The organism is Pseudodesulfovibrio sp. lm2024 (assembly GCF_051175575.1).
GTDB lineage: Bacteria > Desulfobacterota > Desulfovibrionia > Desulfovibrionales > Desulfovibrionaceae > Pseudodesulfovibrio > Pseudodesulfovibrio caledoniensis.
This window is the reverse complement of record NZ_CP195092.1, coordinates 3418384-3441384: the sequence shown is the minus strand read 5'-3', so window position 1 is coordinate 3441384 and position 23001 is coordinate 3418384. Positions and strand designations below refer to the sequence as shown.

Below are 23001 nucleotides of genomic sequence, written 5' to 3'. Positions count from 1 at the left end.
GGGGCCTGAATCGGCTGGTCGGAGTGGAGGGATTTGAACCCCCGGCATCCTGCTCCCAAAGCAGGCGCGCTACCAGTCTGCGCCACACTCCGTCAGGTGATCGAGGATTCCCCCTGGCTGCGTTGCTGCGAGAGATTCAGACCCTTGCGTATTAAGATACGCGGCGGTCCTGAATTTCTCTTGCGCCTTGCCAGGAGAAATCCTCGATCACCTGACCAGGCTCGCTGCCAGTGGCTGCTCGCGCAAGGTGTGCATACCTACTGAAAAAGCGGTTCGTTTGCAAGCCGTCAGCCGAGGTCGATCCCGTGGATGGCGTGGCCGCACGCCCGGCATTTGCCGCCTTCGATGCCCTGCACCCTGGCCGAGAAGCCGGTCCGGGTGATCAGCTCTCTGCCGCAGCCGGGGCAGAGGGTGTCCTGCTTGTTGGAGCCGGGCATGTTGCCGATGTACACGTACTTGAGCCCCTTGGCCTTGCCCATGGTGTAGGCCGTGTCCAGCGAGTAGCCGGACGTGGGCGGGGCGTCGGTCAGTTTGTAGTCGGGATGGAACCGGGAGATGTGCCACGGCGTGTCCGTACCGATCTCATTGGCCAGAAAATCGGTCAGCCGGTCCAGTTCCCCGGTGGAGTCGTTCTTGCCCGGAATCAGCAGGGTGGTTACCTCGAGCCACCATTTCAACTCGTGCTTGATCCGCTTCAGGTTGTCGAGCACGGGCCCAAGCCGCGCGCCCGAGATGTCCTTGTAGAACTCCTCGGTGAAGCACTTGAGGTCCACGTTGATGGCGTCGATGTCGGGACCCAGCGCGTCCAGGCATTCGTTGCTCATGAACCCGTTGGAGACCATGATGTTCTTGAGTCCGGCCTGGTGCGCCAGCCGGGCCGTGTCCTGCATCAGCTCGAAGAAGATGGTCGGCTCCGAGTAGGTGTAGGAGATGGACGCGGCGTCCAGGCGCACGGCCTCGGCCACCAGCTCCTCGGGCGTGGCCTCCTGGCCTCGGATGGGCGCGCCGTCGCGCGGCGGCTGGGACAGGGACCAGTTCTGGCAGAAGGTGCAGGCCAGGTTGCAGCCCATGGTGGCGAAGGAAAAGGTCATGGAGCCCGGCTGGAAATGATAGAGCGGCTTCTTCTCCACCGGGTCGAGGTTCATGGCCGCCACCTTGCCGTAGTTCAGGGAATAGAGGGTGCCGCCGCGGTTCTCGCGTACGCCGCACTGGCCGCGCTTATCCTGCTTGATTGTACAGTAATGGTTGCACAGGCGGCATTGCACCACGCCGTCCCTGAGCGGTTTCCACAGTCTCGCTTCGATCATGATCGTACCTCCCGGCTGGTTTGTTCCAGAAGGGCCGGACCGGCGGGCGGTCCCGGTCATTCCTGCGTGGTCGTGGTGGTCGTCGTGGACGTGGTGGTGTTCACGCCATCCGTGGTCGTGGTGGTGGAGGAGCTGGACTTCTTGTTCGGCCAGGACACGTCCGGGTCCACGGCGATGATCACCTTGTCGTACCAGTCCACCTCTTCCTGCTTGGGCTGGTGCGAGTCGATGGTCGTGTCGCCCGCCTCGTTGGTGCCGAAGGTGGTCACCGGCGCCTCGCCCTCCACGGGCCGTGTGCCGAAGGTGTTGGTCTGCCGGTTTTTGGCCGTGTCCTCGTTCTTGAACTTGTTCTGGGCCAGGCCCAAGGTCGGCGTCAAAAGGGCAACGGCCAGGACCAGCACGGCTAGTACGCTGAAATGGCGCATGGTTTCCTCCTCGGCATTACGATACTGCCACATTCTTATACTATAGGTACGGAATACTCCCCTGGCAATGCAAATGGCGGGCCGCGCACTTGTTGCTTGAACTTGGTCCGCCTTCCATCTATAAGCGACCAAAGCCAACCAGGAGAGACCCATGAGCGAGAGCGCCAAGCGATCCCAGGCATACACCGAAGCCGGTGTGGACATAGAAGCGGGCAACGAATTCGTCCGCCGCATCAAGGACATGGTCAAGTCCACCTTCACGCCCGGCGTGGCCACGGACATCGGCGGCTTCGGCGGCCTGTTCAAGCCCGAAATCGCGGGCATGGAGGCCCCCATGCTGGTGGCCGGAACCGACGGCGTGGGCACCAAGCTCAAACTCGCCTTCATGTTCGACCGCCACGACACCGTGGGCATCGACCTGGTGGCCATGTCGGTCAACGACGTGCTCGTCCAGGGCGCGGCCCCGCTCTTCTTCCTCGACTACTTCGCCACCGGCAAGCTCGAACCCGGCGTGGCCGCCCAGGTGGTCTCCGGCGTGTGCGAGGGCTGCCGCCAGTCCGCCTGCGCCCTGCTCGGCGGCGAGACCGCCGAGATGCCCGGCTTCTACCCGGACGGCGAATACGATCTGTCCGGTTTCGCCGTGGGCATGGTCGACACCCCCAAGCTGGTCACCGGCAAGGACATCGCTCCCGGCGACGTGCTCATCGGTCTGGCCTCCTCGGGCGTGCACTCCAACGGCTGGTCCCTGGTGCGCAAGCTCCTCGGCGAATCCGGCCTGGCCCATGACGCCACCTTCCCCGGCACCGACAAGACCGTGGCCGAGGTGCTCATCGAGCCCACCAAGATTTACGTCAAGCCGGTCCTCGAACTGCTGGCCTCACTGCCCGTCAAGGGCATGGTCCACGTCACCGGCGGCGGGTTCTACGACAACGTGCCCCGCGTGCTGCCCGAAAACGTGGCCGCCTCCATCCAGTTCGGCTCCTGGCCCATGCTCCCGGTCTTCGAATGGATCAAGGGACAGGGCGACCTGTCCTGGCCCGAGATGCTCCAGATCTTCAATTGCTCCATCGGCTACATCCTCATCATCGACCCGGAACACGCCGACGTGGCACTCGAACGCCTCGACGCCCGCGACGATGTCGAAGCCTACCGCATCGGCGAAATCACCAAACGAAAGGAAGCCGCCGAACAGGTCGAGGTCGTCTTCCCGTAGCTTGGGCGGTATAGTTCACAAGAAAAGGGCCGCTCCATCAGGAGCGGCCCTTTTTTTGTGCGCCTCCGGCGGCCGGGGGAAGGGGAGAGGGGAACCCTTTGAAAAAAGGGTTCCCCTCTCCCCTTCCCCCGGACCCCCATCCCCTCTTCTTTCCTAAACTTTTTGTTTGCGCATCCGCGCGTGCGATAGTGCGCGAAAAGTCGTGCTTATGAATAGGAATACGGGAGGGAGTGTAGGATTTTCAGTGAAAGAAGTCAGTTGGTGTGGGCGCACGGCCATGCCGAAGGCACACAAAAAGTTTGGAAGGGGAGTCCAGAGGGGAAACTTTTTCAAAAGTTTCCCCTCTGGCCGCCGGAGGCATTCTTCCTCCAGGCTATCCCAAATATGGGTTGAAGTAGCCGTATTCGATCCAGGGGAGGGCTTTTTTCAGGCGCTTTTTGAAGTTGTTGAAGCCCATGGACGGGGAGTGGCCGAAGGGTTCCATGAGGCGGAGGTAGAGTTCGGGGTCGAGGTTGAGGTTGCGCAGCTGGATGAAGTCGTAGCGGCAGGTCTCGCCCAGTTCGACCAGGGCGTCGAATTCCTCTTCGGTGTCGGTGATGCCCGGGAAGAAGAGCAGGTTGAGGGACACGAACAGGCCGACGTCGTGGGCCTTGCAGATGGTTTCGCGCACGTCGTCAAAGGAGTAGGCCTTGGGCCGGTAGTAGGTCTCGTAGGGACCCTTGCGCGCGGAATTCAGGCTGACGCGGATGGAGTTGACCCCGGCGATCTTGAGCGCGGGCATGGCCTGGTGGCGCGAGCCGTTGGTGTTCACGTTGACCGTGCCCTGGCCGCCCTCGCTGCGGTACTGGGTGGTCGCCTCGCAGATCAACTCGGCCTCGAGCAGGGGCTCGCCCTCGCACCCCTGGCCGAAGGAGAAGATGGGGCGGCGTTCGCGCGACTCGTGTCGGCGCATGATCTGGGCTATCTCGTCCGCCGTGGGCCGAAACGAGATGCGGCATTGCGGGGATGGGAAGCCGGACTCCTCGGGCTGGTAGGAGATGCAGCCCACGCACTCGGCGTTGCACGCCTGGGAGGTGGGCAGCGGGCATTCGAACCGGCCCAGCGCCAGGTTCTTGGCCGCCGGGCACCCGCTGGTCAGGGCGCAGCCCGCCAGGTGGTTGACCAGGCGGTTCTCGGGCATCGCGGAGAGCAGCTCGTGCGCGCCCGCCTCGATGCGGTCGGGCGGGACATGGGTGAAGACCTGGCGTTTGTCCTCGTCCACCTTTTTGGCGCAGACCCAGAACTTGCCGTTGGCGTAGCCGATGGCCGCGTAGGAAAGCAGGGGCAGGACCGGCGCGTCGTCGTCGGACTCGTAGGCCGCGACCCCGGTGACCGTGTGGGCCGGGCAGACGAACGCGGCCACGGCCAGCTCTTCCATGATCTCGGCCCGGCCTTCCTCCTGGCTGTAGCCCATGGCGTGGCGTCCGGGCAGCATGAAGAATTCGGACTCGTCGGGCAGGGGCATGATCTCGTCGGGCCGGGGCAGGCCGAACTCGTCGCCGCGCCGGACCATCAGGAGCAGGTCGGGGTGATCGAAAATTTCTCCGTCAGGAGAGGCGAAAAGCATGCGCGGCTGCGGTTTTTTCTTGGATGGCATAATATGGGCATTCTAGGGACAAATAGGAGTCCGGGCAAGAATTGAATGGGAGTTTTCCCCTGTTAGCCGCAAGAGCGGGCCTTTCGGGGATAAATCGGCGCGTTCCAACATGAAAAGGTCGGCATCCATGCGGATACCGACCTTGTGAGGTCTGGGTGTCCCAGTCTCGGCTTAACGCTTGGAGAACTGGAAGGAGGCGCGGGCGCCGCGGAGACCGTACTTTTTGCGCTCTTTCTTACGAGCGTCGCGGGTCAGGAGACCGGCGGGCTTGAGCACGGAGCGCAGTTCCGGGTCCAGGGCGCAGAGGGCGCGGGTGATGCCGTGGCGCAGGGCCTCGGCCTGTCCGGACACGCCGCCGCCGGAGCAGTTGGCCTTGATGTCGAAGCGATCGAGCATCTTGACCAGCTTCAGGGGCTGCTGGACAACCATCTGCAGGGTCTTGCGGGGGAAATAGTCCTCGAAGGGACGGCCGTTGACGGTGATCTGACCGGTACCGGCGTAGAGGCGGGTACGGGAGATCGCATTCTTACGTTTGCCAGTGGCGTAGGTGAAATCGCTCATGATAATCCCCGATTAGAAATCCAGAGTTTTGGGAGCCTGGGCCGCGTGCGGGTGCTCGGGACCGGCATAGACCTTCAGCTTCTTCAGCTGCTGGGCGGCCAGCTTGTTCTTGGGCAGCATGCCCTTGACAGCGGCGGTGATGACGTTCTCGGGCTTGATCTCCAACATCTGGCGGAGAGTCTTTTCCTTGAGGCCGCCGGGATGGTTGGTGTGCTTGTAGTACATCTTGGCGTCCATCTTCTGGCCGGTGACCTTGATCTTGTCGGCGTTGATGACCACCACGAAATCGCCCATGTCCATGTGGGGGGCGAACTCAGGCTTGTGCTTGCCGCGCAGACGGGTGGTGATCTCGGTGGCCAGGCGGCCCAGGATCTTATCCGTGGCGTCGACGATGAACCATTCGCGGTTCGCGTCTTCCGGCTTCGGGCTATATGTCTTCATAAAAATGCTCCTTGCAAATTCTCAAGAAGGGGACCTTTACGGGCATTGCGCCCGCCTGTCAACCCAATTCAACTATATAAGAGTGGTCGCGCGATCAGGCCGCCGGACCCGGGAGAACGGGGTTGTAACGGGTTGTTCTCCTAAGCCGGTGTACAGACCGGGAGAGAGTTCTTACCTGAAATGGGAGCGGGCCACAAGCATTTTGTTTACGTAAACCCGATCGTCGCAACCGCCTTCACCCACTCCGTATTCAGTGAAAAAACGCGCCGCAGGCGCAAAATGGGATGCAAGGGTGCGAACCCTTGCCCGCCGGAGGCGAAATCACCCGATAACTCCGCCGAAGGCGGTTTCCACCCCCTCTCCCAAAAAAAGCCCCCGAGCGAAAAACGCCGGGGGCTTATATGTCGGTATATGCGTGCGTCCCGGTTACGCGGCGACCAGTTCCTTGAGCTTGGCCAGTGCGTTCTTGACGCCCGCCGGGTTGGAGCCGCCGGCGCGGGCCAGGTCCGGGCGGCCGCCGCCCCCGCCGCCGACTTCGCCGGCCACGGGTTTGATCAGGTCGCCGGCCTTGAATCGGCCGTGCAGGTCCTTGGTCACGGACAGGGCCACGGAGACCTTGCCGTCGTCGTGCGGGGCGACGAGGCAGATGATCCCGGAGAGCAGCTTGGAGCGAAGGGCGTCCATCTGTTCGAGCATGACGCCCATGTTCGGGGCCTCGAGCTCCACGGCCAGGACCTTGACGCCGTTGATCTCCTCGACCTCGGTCATCATGTCGCGGCCCGCACCCGAAGCGAGCTTGGCCTGGAGCGATTTCATCTCCTTGTGCATGTCCTTGACCTGCTGCTGGAGGTCCTTGACCTTGCCGGGCAGGTCGGCGGGCTGGGCCTTGAGCATGGCCCCGGCCTCGGCCACGGCCTCGCGGCGCTCGTTCAGCCAGGCCACGGCGTTGTGGCCGGTGGCGGCCTCAATGCGCCGGATGCCTGCGGCCACGCCGGACTCGGAGGTGATCACGAAGGACCCGGCAATGCCGGTGTTGTCCAGGTGGGTACCGCCGCAGAATTCCATGGACACGCCGGGCACCTCGATGATCGAGACCGTGTCGCCGTACTTCTCGCCGAACAGGGCGGTGGCGCCCTTGGCCTGGGCGGCCTCGATGGACATGACCTCGCGGGTCACGGGGATGGCGTCGAAGATGGCCTGATTGACCAGCTTCTCGACCTCGGCGATCTCCTCATGGGAGAGGCCCTTGATGTGGGTGAAATCGAAGCGCAGCCGGTCCGGGCCGACCAGCGAGCCCGCCTGCTTGGCGTGGTCGCCGAGCACCTTCTGCAGGGCGGCGTGGAGCAGGTGGGTGGTGGTGTGGTTGCGCATGGTGGCCAGCCGCTGGGTGCGGTCCACGTTGAAGAACGCCTGTTCGCCGGGCTTGAGCGCGCCCTCGGTGACGACGATCTTGTGAGCGGTCAGCTTCTGGGACGGCTTGACCGTGTCGAGCACGTCGGCCTTGCCGCCCGAGGCCGCGATGGCCCCGGTGTCGCCCACCTGGCCGCCGGACTCGCCGTAGAACGGGGTGACCTCGGCCACCAGCCAGCCGGACTCGCCCTGCTTGAGCTCGTCCACGACCTCGCCCTCGGGGGTGAGCACGTAGGCGATCCCGGACTGGTCGGCCATGGTCTCGTAGCCGGAGAATTCGGAGGTGACGTCCTGTTCGAGCAGGGTCTGGAAGATGGAGGCGACGTCCTTTTCGCCGGAGCCCTTCCAGGCCGCCTTGGAGCGCTGCTTCTGCTCCTGCATGAACTTGTCGAACTCGGCCTCGTCCACGCCCATGCCCTGCTGTTCGGCGATGTCGCGGACAATGTCGATGGGAAATCCGTAGGTGTCGTAGAGCTTGAAGGTGGTCTCCCCGGGCACGACGGCGGAACCTACTTTCTTCAACTCGGCCAGCTCCTCCTCGAGCATCTCCAGCCCCTTGTCCAGGGTCTTGGCAAAGGATTCCTCCTCGCCCTTGACCACTTCGACCATGAAGTCGCGGGTCTCTTCCAGCTCCTTGTAGTGGCCGCCCATGTCGTCGATGACCTTGGAGGCGGTCTTCCACAGGAAGGAGCCCTCAAGGCCCATGAGCTTGCCGAAGCGGTAGGCGCGGCGGATCAGGCGGCGCAGGATGTAGCCCCGGCCCTCGTTGGACGGCAGGACCTGGTCAGGGATGAGGAAGGCGATGGCCCGCGAGTGGTCGGCGATGACCTGCAGGGCGGTGTCCACCTCTTCGCTTTGGCGGTACTTCACGCCCGCCAGCTCGGCGGTGTACCGGATGATGGATTGAAAAAGGTCGGTCTCGTAGTTGGAGTGTACGCCCTGGGCCACGGCCGCGATGCGCTCCAGACCCATGCCGGTGTCGATGGAAGGCCGGGGCAGGTTGGTGCGGGTGCCGTCCTCGGCCTGGTCGTACTGCATGAAGACCAGGTTCCAGATCTCGAGGTAGCGGTCGCAGTCGCACTTGCCGATGCCGCAGCTCGGGCCGCAGCCCACTTCCTCGCCCTGGTCGTAGTGGACCTCGGAGCAGGGGCCGCAGGGGCCGGTGTCGCCCATGGACCAGAAATTGTCCTTTTCGCCGAGCCGGTAGATGCGGTCGGCCGGGACCCCGGCGACCTTCTGCCACAGCTCGCCCGCCTCGTCGTCATCCTTGTAGATGGTGATGTACAGGCGGCTCTTGTCGAGCTTGAGCTCCTCGGTCAGAAATTCCCAGCAGAACCGGATGGCGTCTTCCTTGAAGTAGTCGCCGAAGGAGAAGTTGCCGAGCATCTCGAAAAAGGTGTGGTGGCGGGCGGTGCGGCCCACGTTTTCCAGGTCGTTGTGCTTGCCGCCCACGCGCAGGCACTTCTGGGCGGTGGTGGCGCGGATGTAGTCGCGCTTTTCCTGGCCCAGGAAGAGCTTCTTGAACTGGACCATGCCCGCGTTGGTGAAGAGCAGGGTCGGGTCGTCCTTGGGCGTCAGCGGAGAGGACTCCACAATGGTGTGGCCGTTTCTCTCGAAGTACTCAAGGAAGCGTTGGCGGATTTCATTGGCTTTCATCGTGTTGTTGTTCTCCAGGGAAAGGTATTACCGATATAAAAGCGCCCCGTGGCTTGCGGCCCGGGGCGCTCGGTTCGGGCTGAAAGTCGGTCTATTCGCCGGCGTCCGGCGCGGGCGCGGCTTCGTCCTCGGGCATGTCGCGGAACCCGAGGTGGGTCATCAGGGCCTCTTCGATGGAATGGGCCAGGTCCGGGTTGTCCTGCAGCAGGGCGCGGACGTTCTCCTTGCCCTGGCCGAGCTTCTCGGAGCCGTAGGCGAACCAGGAGCCGGATTTCTCTATGATGCCGTTCTCCACGCCCATGTCGATGAGCTCGCCCATGCGGGAGATGCCCTGGCCGTAGAGCACGTCCACCTCGGCCTGCCGGAAGGGCGGGGCCACCTTGTTCTTGACCACCTTGATGCGGGCGCGGATGCCGTAGGCCTCTTCCTTGTCCTTGAGGGTCTGGATGCGGCGGATGTCCAACCGGCAGGAGGCGTAGAACTTGAGCGCGTTGCCGCCCGAGGTGGTCTCGGGGTTGCCGTAGCCGGTCATGCCGATCTTCATGCGGATCTGGTTGATGAAGATGACCACGCAGTTGGACTTGTGGATGGTGCCGGTCAGTTTGCGCAGGGCGTGGGACATGAGTCGCGCCTGGCCGCCCACCTGGGTCTCGCCCATCTGGCCTTCGAGCTCGGACTGCGGGATGAGCGCGGCCACCGAGTCGATGACGATGACGTCGAGCGCGCCGGAGCGGACCAGCAGGTCGGCGATCTCCAGCGCCTGCTCGCCGTAGTCGGGCTGGGAGATGAGCAGGTCGTCGGTGTGCACGCCCAGCCGCTTGGCGTAGCCGGGATCGAGCGCATGCTCGGCGTCGACAAAAGCCGCGGCGCCGCCCGCCTTCTGGGCCTGGGCGATGATGTGCAGGGCCAGGGTGGTCTTGCCCGAGGATTCCGGGCCATAGATTTCAATGACCCGGCCGCGCGGCACGCCGCCGATGCCCAGGGCGATATCCAGGCCGATGGAGCCGGTGGGGATGAAGGGAATGGAATGGGACGCCTCGCCGTCCAGACGCATGATCGAGCCTTTGCCGAACTTGCGTTCAATGGTGGTCAGGGCGGTGCCCAGCGCTTCCTTGCGCAGGGCTTCGGGGTCTACGGCTTTACGGGCCATGGGGTCTCCTCCGGAATTTACGGGCGGCAACAAACGAGCAACACGTTCAGATACCAGATACGCCCTTCGCGGGCAACACCCATATATATGGAGAAAAAACATTGAACGCGCAGGTGGTTGCACCCTGCGGGGCGTACCCCGGTCTCCCTCAAGTATCTCAAGAACCGCGCCCCTCTCCCGAGGAATTCCCGGACCGCTTCAACGTCCTGCTTCGGAAGCATCCCGCCCCCTGGCCCCGAACTGCGGGGTTGCCCTCGCCCCCGATCTCACATAAGGGACCCCTCCATGGTGGAACGAAACACATACGACGCGCTGGCGCTGCTGTCCGGCGGCCTGGATTCCATCCTGGCCGTGCGCACGGTCATGGACCAGGGGCTGACGGTCCTGGGGCTGCACTTTGTCACGCCCTTTTTCGGCAAACCCCACCTCATCCCGTTCTGGCGGGACCACTACGGCATCGAGGCCGTGGAGGTGGACATCCGGCAGGCCTACGTGGACATGGTGCTGGACGGGCCGTCCCAGGGCTTCGGCAAGTGGCTCAACCCGTGCATCGACTGCAAGATCATCATGCTCGAACACGCCCACGGCCTCATGGCCGAATACGGCGCGAAGTTCCTGATCTCGGGCGAGGTCATCGGCCAGCGGCCCATGAGCCAGCGCGAGGACGCGCTCAACCTGATCACCAAGCGGGCCGAGGTGCGCGACGTGCTCCTGCGCCCCCTGTGCGCCAAAAACCTCCCGCCCACGCCCATGGAGGAGTCCGGGCTGGTGGACCGCGAAAGGCTGCACGACTGGCACGGACGCGGCCGCAAGCCGCAGTACGCCCTGGCCGAGCACTACGGGTTCACCGAGATTCCCACCCCGGCGGGCGGCTGCTGCCTGACCGAGGCCCAGGGCGCGGCCCGGTTCGTCAAGCTGCTGAGCCACCGCGACCGCCCGGCCCCCAATGATTTCACCCTGGCCCGCACCGGACGCCAGGTCTGGGCCGGTGCGCATTGGCTGGCCTTCGGCCGGACCGCCGAGGACAACGACGCGCTCGCGGCCTATGCGGAAGAGGGCGATTACGTGTTCAAGCTGGCCGACTTCCCCGGCCCCCTGGCCGTGGGCAGGCCGCTTCAGGGCGACTGGGCCCCGGAGGTCGTCCGCGACGCCGCCGCACTGATCAGCTCCTATTCGGGCAAGGCGCGCAAGCGGTTCGAGGAAACGGGCGATCCCATACGGGTGTCCGTCTGCCGCCTGGGCCGCACCGAGACCGTGGCCGTGGCCCCGGCCCGCGAGACCGCGCTCGACTGGGCCGATCCCAAGCCCGAGATCGTCCGCGAGTGGAAGAAGGACCGCGCCCAGGCTTAACTTGCGCCCGTCTGCGCCATCCCTTACAGTCCGCCAATGTTCATAGACATCGTCACCTTCAGCGCGTCCGCGCTGCTGCTCTGGTTCGGGGCCAACTGGATCGTCGCCTCGGCGGCGCTCATCGCCCGCAAGTACAACGTATCCGAACTGGTCATCGGGTTGACCATCGTGGCGCTCGGCACCTCCGCGCCCGAGTTCCTGGTGACCATCAACGCGGCCTTCCGGGGGCAGAACGACATCTCCCTGTCCAACGTGGTCGGGTCCAACATCTTCAACCTCGGCTTCATCCTCGGGCTCATGGCCATGATCAAGCCGCTGGTCTCCAACCGGACCATCGTCTACCGCGACGGGCTGCTTCTGTTCCTGACCACGGCGGGCATCCTGGCCGTGTCCTTCACCGGCACGCTGGGGCGCGTCTTCGGGGCGTGCCTCGTGGCCCTGCTCATCGGCTACCTGGTCTACCTGGGCATGAAGCGCGAGGCCGTGGGCGAGGAGGAGCTGGAGGAGACGCGGGGCAAGACGGCCACCTGGCGCGACGGCATCTGGCTCGCGGCCGGATTTGTCGCCATCGCCGCGGGCGGGGACTTGATGGTCACGGCGGCCACGTCCATCGCCACCAAGCTCGGCGTGTCCTCCTGGGTCATCGGCGTGACCGTCGTGGCGGCCGGAACGTCATTGCCCGAACTGGTCACCTGTCTGGCGGCCTCCATCCGGGGCAAGAACGAGATGCTGCTGGGCAACCTCATCGGCTCGGATTTCTTCAACTTCGCGGGCGTGCTCGGGCTGACCTGCCTGCTCAAACCGCTGCCGGTCTCGCCCGAGGCCTCGTCCGGCCTGATCGTCCTGGTGGGCATGGTCGGCCTGGTCCTGATCCTCCTGCGCACGGGCTGGAAGGTCCGCCGCTGGGAGGGCGGGCTGCTCATCGCCATCAACCTGGTCCGCTGGGCCCACGACTTCATGCAATAGCCCGATCGGGCTCGGTCACCGCCGGACACCCGTGGCGGCTCCCCGCTAATAGACCATTCCCATCCGCGCCTTCACCTCGGCCAGGGTTTCCGCGCCGATCTCGCGGACCCGGTCCCGGCCCTTGTCCAGGACCTCGCGCAGGAAGCCGGGCTCCTTTTCCAATTCCTTGCGGCGTGTCCGGATGGGCTCCAGAAAGGCGTTTATTCCTTCGGCCAGGGCGGGCTTGAAGGCCCCCATGCGCTCGTCGGGCTCCACGCCGAACAGCTTGCCATAGGTGAACAGGGCGTGCCCCTCGCCGGAATACGCCTTTTTGATCTTGCGGTTCACGGTCTCTGCGTCGTCCGTGAGGTTGATGACGTTGTTCAGCGATTTCGACATCTTGCTGTGACCGTCAAGGCCCGGGAGGCGGGGGAAGGCCGAGACGAGATGGTCCGGTACGGGAAAGGTCTCGCCAAAGAGGGTGTTGAACCGGCGGGCGATCTCCCGGGTCTGCTCGACGTGCGGGATCTGGTCCTCGCCCACGGGCACCAGGTCCGCCTTGGGCAGGAGGATGTCGGCCGCCTGGGACACCGGGAAGGAGAGGAACCCGAGGTTCATGTGCTCGTAGCTGGTTCCGGCCTGTTCCATCTCGGCCTTGACCGTGGGGTTCCGCTTGGCCCGGCCCACGGAGACCAGGAAGGAGAAGAACATGGCCAGCTCGGCCAGTTCCGGGATTTCGCTCTGCACGAAGAAGATGGCCTTATCCGGGTCCAGCCCTGCGGACAGGTTGTCGAGCAGGGCCTGGTAGACGTTGCCCCGGATGGCCTTGCCCTTGTCGTCCTCCAGGTGGTCGTAGAGGACCTGCATGTCCGCCAGGATGATGAAGGTCTCGTATTCGTCCTGCAGCTCGACCCGCGATTGCAGCGAGCCGAAGTAGTGGCCTATGTGCAGGTTGCCGGTGGTCCGCTCCCCGGTCAGAATTCTTTTCATTGGTTCGTCTCCTTTTCGGTGTCTTCGAATGTGGATGAAGAAAGGGCTGCCGGAAATGCCGACAGCCCTTGAAAAAAAGACGATGCCGCCGGCCATGCATGCCGACAGCTCTTATACCTAACGCATTATGCTGGGGGCATGCTCCGTAAAGCCTGCCACCACCAACGGCGTGTTTTCATATGGTGTTCCGATGAACGCATGGCCCTCACTTAACGGCGCGCCCGGGGCGGTGTCAAGCGGCGGGCCGCTCCGGCGCCGAATCCGTTGCGCCGGGATCAGACCGACGCCTTGTCCCAGATGAGCAGGTCGATCTTGTATTGCGTGCGCTCCACGAACACGCCGGGCTCCTCTTCGAATCGGGCGAGGTGGCCGCGCAGGTGGTCCTGGTCGGCGGTCACGCCGTATTGGGACAGGAAGGTGTTGCAGGAGTCGGTCAGCTTATCCAGGGGGCTCTTCACCGTCCAGGTGCCCTCCACCGGGCAGGCTGCGTAGGGGATGCCCTTTGCATCCAGCCAGTCGCGCATCTCGGTGCCGTTGACAAACATCCTGGGCGTCACTCCGTATTTTGCGTACAGGCCGGTCATGACGTCGGATTTCATCAGCCCGGCAAAGCCCATGAACACGGTCTTGCCGTGCGCGTGGCCCAGCAGCTTGAGCCGGGATTCCTCGCTCATGATGGCCGGGGTCATGGAGCAGAACACGATGTCGAACGTCGCATCGTCGCCGTAGTCCATCCAATCCGAGCGCACGTAGTCGATGTTGGCGAGTCCCAGCGCCTCGGCGTCCCCGCGCAGGATGTCGAGCATCACGTCCGAGACGTCGAGCGCCGTGACCCGGGCGGCCTCGCGGGCGATGCGGATGGTGTACATGCCGCTGCCGCAGCCCACGTCCAGGACCGACGCGCCGCGAAAGTCCACGCCGTGCTCCCTGATCATGCGCATCACGCCCGCCTCGTAGTTGTCCTCCCCCTCCTCGAACCGGGGGAAGCTGCGGGCGTGGTTGTTCCAGTATTCCTTGCTCCTGGGCGGAGTCTGCGGGGTCGTTTCCATGTCTGTTCGCTCCGGGGTTTATCGCTGCGCGGTTTACGCGGCCTTGTGTGGATAAATAAGACAAAATGATGGCACGCGATGTGTTCGAATCAAGAATGAGTATCCATCAATCCCGGCCTGTTTTCAAGCGGTTCCCGGCGAAAGCGGAACGGGCGGGGGCGGGGAGTCCTGTGGGGGGTTGGCGTTTGATCGGGAAAATCGGTATGATGCGTCCGTGACATACTTGTCACCGTGCCGTGACCCGTTTTTCGTCTTGTCTCATGTTTCTGTAACCTTCCGGGCGTAGACAATGGGTACTTAAGCAACACCCAACGGACCGAGGAGTTTTGACATGTTGAGAGTGCAGAAACTGTTTGTCAGGTGCGCCCTGGCGCTGGCCCTGGCCATGGTGTTCATGGCCGGTTCCGCCTGGGCCAAGGACGCGAAATACGTATTTTTCTTCATCGGCGACGGCATGGGCCTGCCCCAGCGCGCGGCCAGTTCCGCCTATCTGGGCAAGAAGCTGGCCATCGATTCCATGCCCGCCCAGGGCATCACCACCACCTTTGCCAACGACCGGTTCATCACCGGTTCCGCCGCTTCGGCCACGGCGCTGGCCACCGGCGTGAAGACCAACATCAACTACATCGGCGTGGACCCGTCCTTCAAGCCGGTCAAGACGCTGGCCGAGATGGCCCGCGACAAGGGCATGAAGGTCGGCATCGTCTCGTCCGTGTCCGTTGACCACGCCACCCCGGCCGCGTTCTACGCCCACGTCAAGACCCGTTCCATGTACCACGAGATCGACCACGCCCTGGCCGACTCCGGCTTCGACTTCTTCGCGGGCGGCGGGCTCAAGGACCCCCAGGGCAAGAAGTCCAAGGCCCCCATGGGCGACGCCCTGGAAAAGGCCAAGGCCAACGGCTACAGGATCGTCACCGACAAGAAGGACTTCATGGCCCTCAAACCCGGCGACGGCAAGATCATCGCCTGGAACGCCTGGCTCCAGGACGGCAAGGCGCTGCCCTACGTCATGGACATGACCGACAAGGACATCACCCTGCCCGAGTTCACGGGCAAGGCCATCGAGATGCTCGACAACGACAAGGGGTTCTTCCTGATGGTCGAGGGCGGCAAGATCGACTGGGCCTGCCACGCCAACGACGCGGCCGCCTCCATCGACAACACCGTCTCCTTTGACCAGGCCGTGCAGAAGGCCATGGCCTTCTACGAAAAGCACCCGGACGAGACCCTGATCGTGGTCACCGGCGACCACGAGTGTGGCGGCCTGACGCTCGGCTTCGCGGGCACCAAGTACGGCTCCCACTACGACATCCTCAGCCACCAGAAGGTTTCCTTCCAGAAGTTCACCGACGAGACCCTGGCCGATTTCAAGAAGAAGGGCGGAGACTTCAGCGCCATGAAGCCGATCATCACCGCCGACTTCGGCCTGAAGTTCGAGGGCGACGCCAAGACCGATCCCATGGTCCTGGCCGACTACCAGCAGGCCGACATCGAGCAGGCCTTCAAGCGCTCCATGGCGGGCGAGAAGATCAAGGGCGGCGAATACCTGCTCTACGGCGAGTACGACCCGCTGTCCGTGACCCTGACCCACGTGCTCAACCAGAAGGCCGGCCTGGGCTGGACCTCCTACAAGCATACCGGCGTGCCGGTCTCGACCTCGGCCATCGGCGTGGGCTCCCAGGCCTTCAACGGCAGCTACGACAACAAGGACGTGGCCACCAAGATTATGTCCTCCATGGGCCTGCCCGCCAAGGCCGTGTACGCGGACGCCGCCAACGTCCGCGTGGCCGCCAACTAGACGCGAACCTCCAAACCTTCGGCGGGCGGACCGGCTGCGGTCCGCCCGCCCCCTTTTCGGGAATCCCATGTACGCACCCAGCAAGACGACCCGCGACTGGCTTCTGGTCCTCATCTTCATCCTCATCTCGGCCGGGCTCTACTTCCTGCCCACCGGATTCGAAACCACCAAGGACCGGGACGCGGTCCACTGCACGGCCCGGATCACGGCCGTGGACGACGGCCACGTCCAGAGCCTGGGCATGATCCGGGCGGGCGAGCAGGCGGTCACCCTCGATATCCTGGACGGACCTTTCAAAGGCGAGACGTTCACGGCCAACAACCAGCTTCTGGGCCAGCTCGACCGCGACAAGCTGTTCAAGGCCGGGGACACGGCCTACGTCATCCTGACCGTGAACAGCAACGGCAAGGTCATCTACGTCAACCCGCAGGACCACTACCGCCTCGGGCTCGAGCTGTTCCTGCTCGGGCTGTTCGCCGCGCTGCTGCTCCTTTTCGGCGGGCTGACCGGATTCAAGGCGCTGCTCTCGTTCGTCTTCACCGGCCTGTTGTTGTGGAAGGTCCTGGTGCCCATGCTGCTCAAGGGGGCCGACCCGGTCTGGCTGACCCTGTGCGTGGTCGCCGGGCTGTGCGCGGTGATCATCTTCCTGGTGGCCGGGATCAACCGTACCGGCCTGACCGCCTTTCTCGGGGCCTTCCTCGGGGTGGCGGCCAGCTGCGCGCTGGGCATCTACTTCACCGGCCGGTTCCACATGCACGGCGCGGTCATGCCGTTCGCCGAGACTCTGCTCTACGCGGGCTACGGCCACCTGAACCTGACCCGGGTGTTCATGGCCGGGGTGTTTTTGTCCTCCTGCGGCGCGGTCATGGACCTGGCCATGGACGTGGCCTCGGCCATGGGCGAGGTGGTCGACAAGAAGCCGGGCATCTCGCGCATGGAGGCGGTATGGTCTGGCATCCGCGTGGGCAGGGCCGTGGTCGGGACCATGACCACCACCTTGCTGCTGGCCTACTCGGGCGGGTTCATCACCCTGCTCATGGCCTTCATGGCCCAGGGCATTCCGCTGGATACCACCTTCAACTTCATCTATGTGGCCGCCGAGGTCCTCAAGACCCTGGTGGGCAGCTTCGGGCTGGTCACCGTGGCCCCGTTCACGGCCCTGGTGGGCGGGATGCTCATGACCTCGGCCAAGCCCGTGCAGAGTTCGTTGCATCATTGACGAACGCGGCGGGATGGGCCAAGACGGTAGCTGAAAAATCCAGCGCAAGGAGTGTGCATGCTTTCATTTCTCGGCAATGTGATCTGGTGGATCATCGGCGGGGCGTTCATGGCCCTGGGCTGGCTCTTTGCCGGCTGCATCTTCGCCATCTCCATCGTCGGCCTGCCCTGGGCCCGGTCCGCCTTCGTCATAGCGGGGTTCTCGCTGCTGCCTTTCGGCCGGACCCTGGTCCGGCGCGACATGGTCACCGGCCGGCCGGATATCGGCACCTCGGGCTGGGGGCTGGTGGGCAACGTTCTCTGGTTCGTGTTCGCGGGCTGGTGGCTGGCGCTGGGGCACATCCTGTCCGCGCTGGGCTGCTTCATCACCATCATCGGCATCCCGTGGGGCTGGCAGCACCTCAAGCTGGCGGCGGCCACCCTGGCCCCCATCGGCATGACCGTGGTCACGGTGGAGCAGGCCGAGCGGCTGTACGGGGTGCGCACGGGCCGCTGAACCGGGCGGCCGTTGTGCAGCGGGGGTTGTGCAATTTGCTGCATCCTCTTGCCACGGCCCGAAAAGCTGATTAGATAGAAGCAGTGCCGGGGGATTCCCGGCCGCAAGCACGTAATCAATTCGGAGGAATATAAATGACTCAGTATCCCAGCATGCAACGGACGGAGACTTCCCGGGCCGAAGTCCTGAACGCCTTCATGCGCGGCGTGTACGGCTGGATGAGCGCGGGCCTGGGCCTGACCGCCCTGATCGCGTTCGCCACCCTGACCGTTCCCGCCCTGACCAACCTGGCGTTCGTGTACAACCCCCAGACCGGCGGGTATGCGCCGACCATGCTGCCCATGATCGCCCTGCTCCTGGCCTTCGGCATGGTCTTCTTCATGAGCTTCAAGATCCGGACCATGAACCCGAGCACGGCCACCACCCTGTTCCTGGCCTTCAGCGCGCTGAACGGATTTTCCCTGGCGCCGATCCTCTACGCCTACACCACGTCCTCGGTGGTCTCGACCTTCATCACCACCGCAGGCATGTTCGGGACCATGTCCCTCTACGGCATGGTCACCAAAAAGGACCTGACCGGGTGGGGCAGCCTGCTCTTCATGGGGCTGATCGGCATCATCATCGCCATGGTGGTGAACATGTTCCTGCAGAGCCCGGGCATGTCGTTCGCCATCTCGGTCATCGGCGTGATCATCTTCGTGGGGCTGACCGCCTACGACACCCAGAAGCTCAAGACCATGGGCGAGAACGTGCCCATGGGCGACACCGCGGCCGTGCGTCGCGGCACCATCCTGGGCGCCCTGACCCTGTACCTGGACTTCTACAACCTGTTCCTCATGCTGCTCCGCTTGATGGGCGACAGGCGATAGTCCCGGCACCACAGCCACATCAAAGGCCGTACTCCCCGGAGTACGGCCTTTTTTATGTCCCTTCTGACCGCCTTGTCATGTCCGCATTCCTCCCCGCGAAGTCGCACGCCATCCCGCCACCTCCCGCCCACGCGAATGCGTACACAAAAAGTTTGGGGCTGACATAGATAACTATGCCGCATTGTGCCTTTTTATCCATTTTTTCAGGATAGATAACTGCTCTTTTGGGGAGCCGTAATTAAACCTGAATTCGCACTCTTTCAAATACAGCCAAAAATACTTGCGAGGAATACCGTTGTACTTCCTCAGATGGCGCTTACTTTGGTTCCAGAAGTTCTCAATGCCGTTGATATGGTTATGCCCATCAACATAGCGTTTGAGATGATTAATACGATAGTGTTTAAATTCAGACACATCGAGCACCTTGTAGGATGACAAACCATCCGTATACACCACGCTGTCAGGCTGAACCTGCAAGTCGATTATCCCTTTCAAGGTCTTGGTTTTAGTGTCGGGGATTATTTCAGCGTACACCATCCCATTGCGCTTAAGAATGCCAAATACTGGGACTTTACCAGCAGCCCCCCGCCCTCGAATGCCACGGCGATAGCCGCCAAAATAACTCTCATCAACTTCTACCTCTCCGGCAAACATCTCAACGGAAGGCATCTGCTCTGCGATAATCTTCCGTAATCTCTGATAAAAAGTGATCGCGGTGTTGCGGTTTACACCTACCAGTTCACTGGCTGTGCGGGCTGGGGTGCCAGCAACGAAATGCTCAATCAGACGACCGGATATATGAGCCGACAAACGCGATCTTTTTAGCCTCATAGTCCCCCCTAATACGACGAGAGATCTATGTCAGCCCCAAAAGTTTAGTAAGGAAAGGGGGATGGGGGGCCGGGGGAAGGAGGAAAGGAAAGCCCTTTTCAAAGGGTTCCCTTGCCCCCTTCCCCCGGTCGCCGCAGGCGACACAATCCCTTGCCAGCGGCATGGGAGGGACGTATGCTTCTTCAATGACGAATCTTTTCCCTGGAGCGACATGTCCGAGACCGTGACCCATCTGCAACGCGTGCTGTATCCGCTGCTGCGTCCTTTTTCCTGGGTGTACGGCGGAATGATGCTTTTTCGCGCCGGGCTGTACCGCCGGGGATTGCTGCCCGGCTGGGAGCCGTCGGCGCTGACCGTGTCCGTGGGCAACATCGGCTGGGGCGGCTCGGGCAAGACCCCGGTGGCCGACTGGCTGCTCGGCTGGGCCGAGTCCAAGTCCATCCCGGTGGCGTTGCTGACGCGCGGCTACCGGGCCAAGCCCAAGCACCTGCCCTATGAGGTCAAACCGGGCGCGCTGGCCGAGGAGGCCGGGGACGAACCGCTGATGCTCGCCCGGGCCCACGAGAAGGCGCTGGTCATGGTCGACCCGAATCGCACTAGGGCGGGCAAGGCGGTCATGTGCAAGGCGCATCCCGAGCTGATCATCCTGGACGACGGGTTCCAGCACATGGCGGTGAAGCGGCACGTGAACCTGGTGCTGCTTCGGCCCGACGACCTGCGCGAGGAGTGGAACCGGGTCATCCCGGCGGGCTCCTGGCGCGAGCCCGAGAGCGCGCTCAGGCGGGCCGACGCCTTCCTGATCAAGATCGGGCCCAAGGGGTTCGCGGTGCTCAAGCCGCGCATCCTGGAGCGGCTGTCGCGGTTCGGCAAGCCGGTGTTCAGCTTCCGGCTGGCCCCCACCGGATTGCGCAGCGTCATCGGCGGCGAGACGGTCCGCGACTTCGAGGGCGCGCCGTACCTGCTGGTTACGGGCGTGGGCGATCCGGCCCAGGTCGAGGCCACGGCCGAGGCGTACTTCGGGTATCCGCCCAAGCGCCACCGGGTCTTCCGGGATCATCATACCTATTCCAAGCAGGACGCCCTGGACCTGGCCCAGGAGGCCGCCCGGTTGGGCTGCGTGGCGGTGCTGTGCACGCCCAAGGACGCGGTCAAGCTGGGTTCCATGTGCACCGAGATTTTCTGGCAGTTCGACCTGAACCTGGAGTTCGGGCCGTCCACTCTGGGCGAGAAGGCGAAATTTTCCACCTGGTGGAACCGGCGCTACGATTCCTTCAGGCTGCGCCGCGCGGACCGCGCCGAACATGCGGCGGACTACAGAGCGCGACACGAGGCGGGCCTGCCGCCCGTCAAGGGAGACGACAATGGCTAAGAGAAAACGCAGTCAACCCAGGCCCTCCACCCCGGCCCTGTCCACGGCCGCGCTGCTCAAACTGTTCAAGGAAGTGAAGCGGCCCATGTCCCGGGCCGAGGTCATCCGCCAGCTCAAGCTCAAGAAGAAGGACAAGGCCTCGGTCAAGGATCTGCTCAAGGAGCTGGTCCAGAACGGCAAGCTGGTGCGCATCCGGCGCGGCTACGGGCTGGCCGAGTCCATGCACTGCATCACCGGGCGGCTGGAGATCCAGCGCCAGGGGTACGGCTTCGTGGTCCCGGAGGACTCCCGGCGCAAGGACGTCTTCGTCAACCAGCGCGACCTGAACGACGCCTGGCACGGCGACCGCGTGGTCGTCTCGGTGGTCGGCGAGCCCAAGGCCGGGCGCAACGCCGAGGGGCGCATCGTGCGCATCCTGGAGCGCGGGCGCAAGGTCCTGCCGGTCAAGGTGGTCAAGAAGATGACCGGCGGCGAATGGCTCTGCCGCCCGTCCGACCCGAGGCTCAACTTCGGGATCATCGCCACGCTCAAGGACGAGTCCATCCAGGTCAAGCCGGGCGAGATCGCCCTGTGCGCGCCGGGCGAGCGTATCGACCCGACCATGTGGGAAGGGGAGATCACCAAGCGGCTGGGCGAGGAGACCGACATTGCCGTGCAGGAGGCGCTGGTCAAGTCCAACCACAACATCCGCACCCGGTTCCCGTCCGGGTCCGTGACCCAGGCCGAGGGGCTGCCCGCCGAACCGTCCAAGAAGGATTTCTCGGGCCGCCGCAACCTGACCGCCAAGCCTTTTGTTACCATCGACGGGTCCACAGCCCGCGATTTCGACGACGCCATCCTGGTGGAGCGGCGCAAGAAGGGTTACCGGCTGTGGGTGGCCATCGCCGACGTGTCCCACTACGTGCCCGAGGGCTCGCCGCTGGATCGCGAGGCGTTCGAGCGCGGCAACTCCTATTATTTCCCCCGGTCCGTGGAGCCCATGTTCCCGGAGAAGCTGTCCAACGGATTGTGCTCGCTCAACCCGGACGTGCAGCGGCTGACCATGGTGGCCTGCATGGACACCGACCCGGACGGCCGCACGGTGAAGACCGAGCTGTTCCCGGCGGTCATCCGCAGCCACGCCCGGCTGACGTACTCCCAGGTGCGCGACGCGATCATCGAGAAGCAGGCCGAGGCCCGCAAGACCATCGCCCCGGACCTGATCGACATGCTCGAACTGGCCGAGGAACTGGCCCGCAAGATCAATGTCCTGCGTTCCAAGCGCGGATCGCTGGACTTCGACCTGCCCGAGCCGGAGATATTCTTCGACGTGCACGGCGAGACCGAGGACATCCGGCCCAAGAAGCGCAACTTCGCCAACCAGCTCATCGAGGAATTCATGATCGCGGCCAACGAGGCCGTGGCCCATTTCCTGGTGGAGCGCGATCTGCCGTGCATGTTCCGCATCCATCCCCCGGCGGACGAGGAGAAGCTCAAGAACCTCTTCAGGCTGCTGTCGCGCACGGACAAGTCCGTGGTCATGCCCAAGGAGATCACCCCCAAGAAGCTCCAGATGCTGGTGTCCTCCATGGAGGGCACGGACAAGGAATACATCGTCAACCGCATGCTCCTGCGCTCCATGAAGCAGGCCAAGTACTCGCCGGACAACGAGGGCCACTTCGGCCTGGCGTCTGTGGAGTACGCCCACTTCACCTCGCCCATCCGGCGCTACGCCGACCTAGTGGTCCACCGGCTGGTCAAGGCCGCACTGCACGAGGGCGAGGTCGGGCCCGCGCCCGTGCCCGGCCACAAGAAGCTGCTCAACGTGGCCAATCATCTGTCCGGCCGCGAACGGGTGGCCATGGACGCGGAGCGCGAGATCCTCAAGCGCGTGACCGTGCTGTTCATGCGCGACAAGGTCGGCGAAACCTTCAACGCGGTCATCTCGCACATCACCGACTTCGGCTTCTTCGTGGAGCTCAAGGAGGTCATGGCCGAGGGGCTGATCCGGCTGTCCACCATGGACGACGACTACTACACCTACTGGCCCCAGCGCGAGATGCTCGTGGGCGAGCGCACCGGCCAGTCCTTCTTCCTGGGCCAGACCGTGGAGGTGGTCCTGGAAGAAGCCAGCGTGGAGCGGCTGGAGCTGAACTTCAGCCTGCGCTCCGTGGCGGCAGCGTCCATGGACTACAAGGATCTGATCTAGGCCGGGTCCGGACCGGGCGCGCCTGCGCCGTTATCCCGACAACCAACATGCGGAAGGCGTCGCCTTCCGCATGTTTTGTTTTTGTCCGTCATCAGG

The 23001-nt window shown here is 63.8% G+C and carries 19 protein-coding genes and 1 tRNA gene; 9 read left to right on the top strand and 11 right to left on the bottom strand.

Going from position 1 to position 23001, the window contains the following annotated elements:
• Nucleotides 1-15 precede the first annotated feature (15 nt).
• The 3 genes from ACR42D_RS16010 to ACR42D_RS16000 form a co-directional block, all read right to left on the bottom strand.
• Nucleotides 16-92, bottom strand: a tRNA-Pro gene (locus ACR42D_RS16010).
• Between the two features lie 195 nt (nt 93-287).
• Complete coding sequence (amrS, locus tag ACR42D_RS16005) at nt 288-1307, bottom strand: AmmeMemoRadiSam system radical SAM enzyme (protein WP_484567790.1); 1020 nt, start codon at nt 1305-1307, stop codon at nt 288-290.
• 56 nt (nt 1308-1363) lie between these two features.
• The gene (locus tag ACR42D_RS16000) at nt 1364-1732 is read right to left on the bottom strand and encodes a hypothetical protein (RefSeq protein ID WP_484567789.1); all 369 of its coding nucleotides are present in this window, start codon (nt 1730-1732) and stop codon (nt 1364-1366) included.
• Nucleotides 1733-1883: 151 nt separating this feature from the next.
• Here ACR42D_RS16000 and purM point away from each other — a divergent pair, with 151 nt between their 5' ends.
• Nucleotides 1884-2945, top strand: coding sequence for a phosphoribosylformylglycinamidine cyclo-ligase (gene purM, locus ACR42D_RS15995; protein ID WP_484567788.1), 1062 nt, complete (start codon nt 1884-1886; stop codon nt 2943-2945).
• Nucleotides 2946-3318: 373 nt separating this feature from the next.
• Here the strand turns inward: purM and ACR42D_RS15990 are convergent, their stop codons facing one another.
• From ACR42D_RS15990 to recA, 5 genes are all read right to left on the bottom strand, one after another.
• On the bottom strand, nt 3319-4581 hold the full coding sequence (locus tag ACR42D_RS15990; RefSeq protein WP_484567787.1) for a radical SAM family protein: 1263 nt from the start codon (nt 4579-4581) through the stop codon (nt 3319-3321).
• A 171-nt stretch (nt 4582-4752) separates the two neighbouring features.
• Complete coding sequence (gene rpsI / locus ACR42D_RS15985; RefSeq protein ID WP_071544789.1) at nt 4753-5142, bottom strand: 30S ribosomal protein S9; 390 nt, start codon at nt 5140-5142, stop codon at nt 4753-4755.
• A gap of 12 nt (nt 5143-5154) precedes the next feature.
• On the bottom strand, nt 5155-5583 hold the full coding sequence (gene rplM / locus ACR42D_RS15980) for a 50S ribosomal protein L13 (protein WP_484567786.1): 429 nt from the start codon (nt 5581-5583) through the stop codon (nt 5155-5157).
• Nucleotides 5584-6009: 426 nt separating this feature from the next.
• Nucleotides 6010-8649 carry an alanine--tRNA ligase gene (alaS, locus tag ACR42D_RS15975; protein WP_484567785.1) on the bottom strand — a complete coding sequence of 880 codons (2640 nt, stop codon included), beginning with the start codon at nt 8647-8649 and terminating at the stop codon, nt 6010-6012.
• 91 nt (nt 8650-8740) lie between these two features.
• Nucleotides 8741-9799 carry a recombinase RecA gene (gene recA, locus ACR42D_RS15970; protein ID WP_484567784.1) on the bottom strand — a complete coding sequence of 353 codons (1059 nt, stop codon included), beginning with the start codon at nt 9797-9799 and terminating at the stop codon, nt 8741-8743.
• Nucleotides 9800-10084: 285 nt separating this feature from the next.
• Here recA and ACR42D_RS15965 point away from each other — a divergent pair, with 285 nt between their 5' ends.
• Both ACR42D_RS15965 and ACR42D_RS15960 read left to right on the top strand, forming a co-directional pair.
• Entirely contained in the window at nt 10085-11149 is a 1065-nt protein-coding gene (locus ACR42D_RS15965; protein WP_484567783.1) for a tRNA(5-methylaminomethyl-2-thiouridylate) methyltransferase, read from the top strand.
• A gap of 36 nt (nt 11150-11185) precedes the next feature.
• Nucleotides 11186-12115, top strand: coding sequence for a calcium/sodium antiporter (locus ACR42D_RS15960; RefSeq protein WP_484567782.1), 930 nt, complete (start codon nt 11186-11188; stop codon nt 12113-12115).
• Nucleotides 12116-12160: 45 nt separating this feature from the next.
• Here the strand turns inward: ACR42D_RS15960 and trpS are convergent, their stop codons facing one another.
• Entirely contained in the window at nt 12161-13084 is a 924-nt protein-coding gene (gene trpS, locus ACR42D_RS15955) for a tryptophan--tRNA ligase (protein WP_484567781.1), read from the bottom strand.
• 275 nt (nt 13085-13359) lie between these two features.
• Entirely contained in the window at nt 13360-14133 is a 774-nt protein-coding gene (locus ACR42D_RS15950; protein WP_484567780.1) for a class I SAM-dependent methyltransferase, read from the bottom strand.
• Nucleotides 14134-14464: 331 nt separating this feature from the next.
• On the opposite strand from ACR42D_RS15950, the gene ACR42D_RS15945 reads away from it, so the two are divergent.
• The 4 genes from ACR42D_RS15945 to ACR42D_RS15930 all read left to right on the top strand — a co-directional run bounded on the left by ACR42D_RS15945 (nt 14465) and on the right by ACR42D_RS15930 (nt 18517).
• Nucleotides 14465-15934: an alkaline phosphatase gene (locus tag ACR42D_RS15945; protein WP_484567779.1), complete on the top strand. Its 1470-nt coding sequence runs from the start codon at nt 14465-14467 to the stop codon at nt 15932-15934.
• Between the two features lie 67 nt (nt 15935-16001).
• Nucleotides 16002-17153: a YibE/F family protein gene (locus ACR42D_RS15940; RefSeq protein ID WP_484567778.1), complete on the top strand. Its 1152-nt coding sequence runs from the start codon at nt 16002-16004 to the stop codon at nt 17151-17153.
• 57 nt (nt 17154-17210) lie between these two features.
• Nucleotides 17211-17648 (top strand): YccF domain-containing protein, encoded by a 438-nt coding sequence (locus ACR42D_RS15935; protein ID WP_484567777.1) that lies wholly within the window; start codon nt 17211-17213, stop codon nt 17646-17648.
• A gap of 134 nt (nt 17649-17782) precedes the next feature.
• Complete coding sequence (locus ACR42D_RS15930) at nt 17783-18517, top strand: Bax inhibitor-1/YccA family protein (RefSeq protein ID WP_484567776.1); 735 nt, start codon at nt 17783-17785, stop codon at nt 18515-18517.
• Nucleotides 18518-18688: 171 nt separating this feature from the next.
• Here ACR42D_RS15930 and ACR42D_RS15925 read toward each other — a convergent pair whose 3' ends face one another.
• On the bottom strand, nt 18689-19348 hold the full coding sequence (locus ACR42D_RS15925; RefSeq protein WP_484566530.1) for an IS1595 family transposase: 660 nt from the start codon (nt 19346-19348) through the stop codon (nt 18689-18691).
• A gap of 211 nt (nt 19349-19559) precedes the next feature.
• On the opposite strand from ACR42D_RS15925, the gene lpxK reads away from it, so the two are divergent.
• Together lpxK and rnr are read left to right on the top strand one after the other, a co-directional pair.
• The gene (gene lpxK, locus ACR42D_RS15920) at nt 19560-20717 is read left to right on the top strand and encodes a tetraacyldisaccharide 4'-kinase (RefSeq protein ID WP_484567775.1); all 1158 of its coding nucleotides are present in this window, start codon (nt 19560-19562) and stop codon (nt 20715-20717) included.
• Nucleotides 20710-22905: a ribonuclease R gene (gene rnr / locus ACR42D_RS15915; RefSeq protein WP_484567774.1), complete on the top strand. Its 2196-nt coding sequence runs from the start codon at nt 20710-20712 to the stop codon at nt 22903-22905. The genes lpxK and rnr overlap by 8 nt, the downstream gene beginning before the upstream one ends.
• Nucleotides 22906-23001 lie beyond the last annotated feature (96 nt).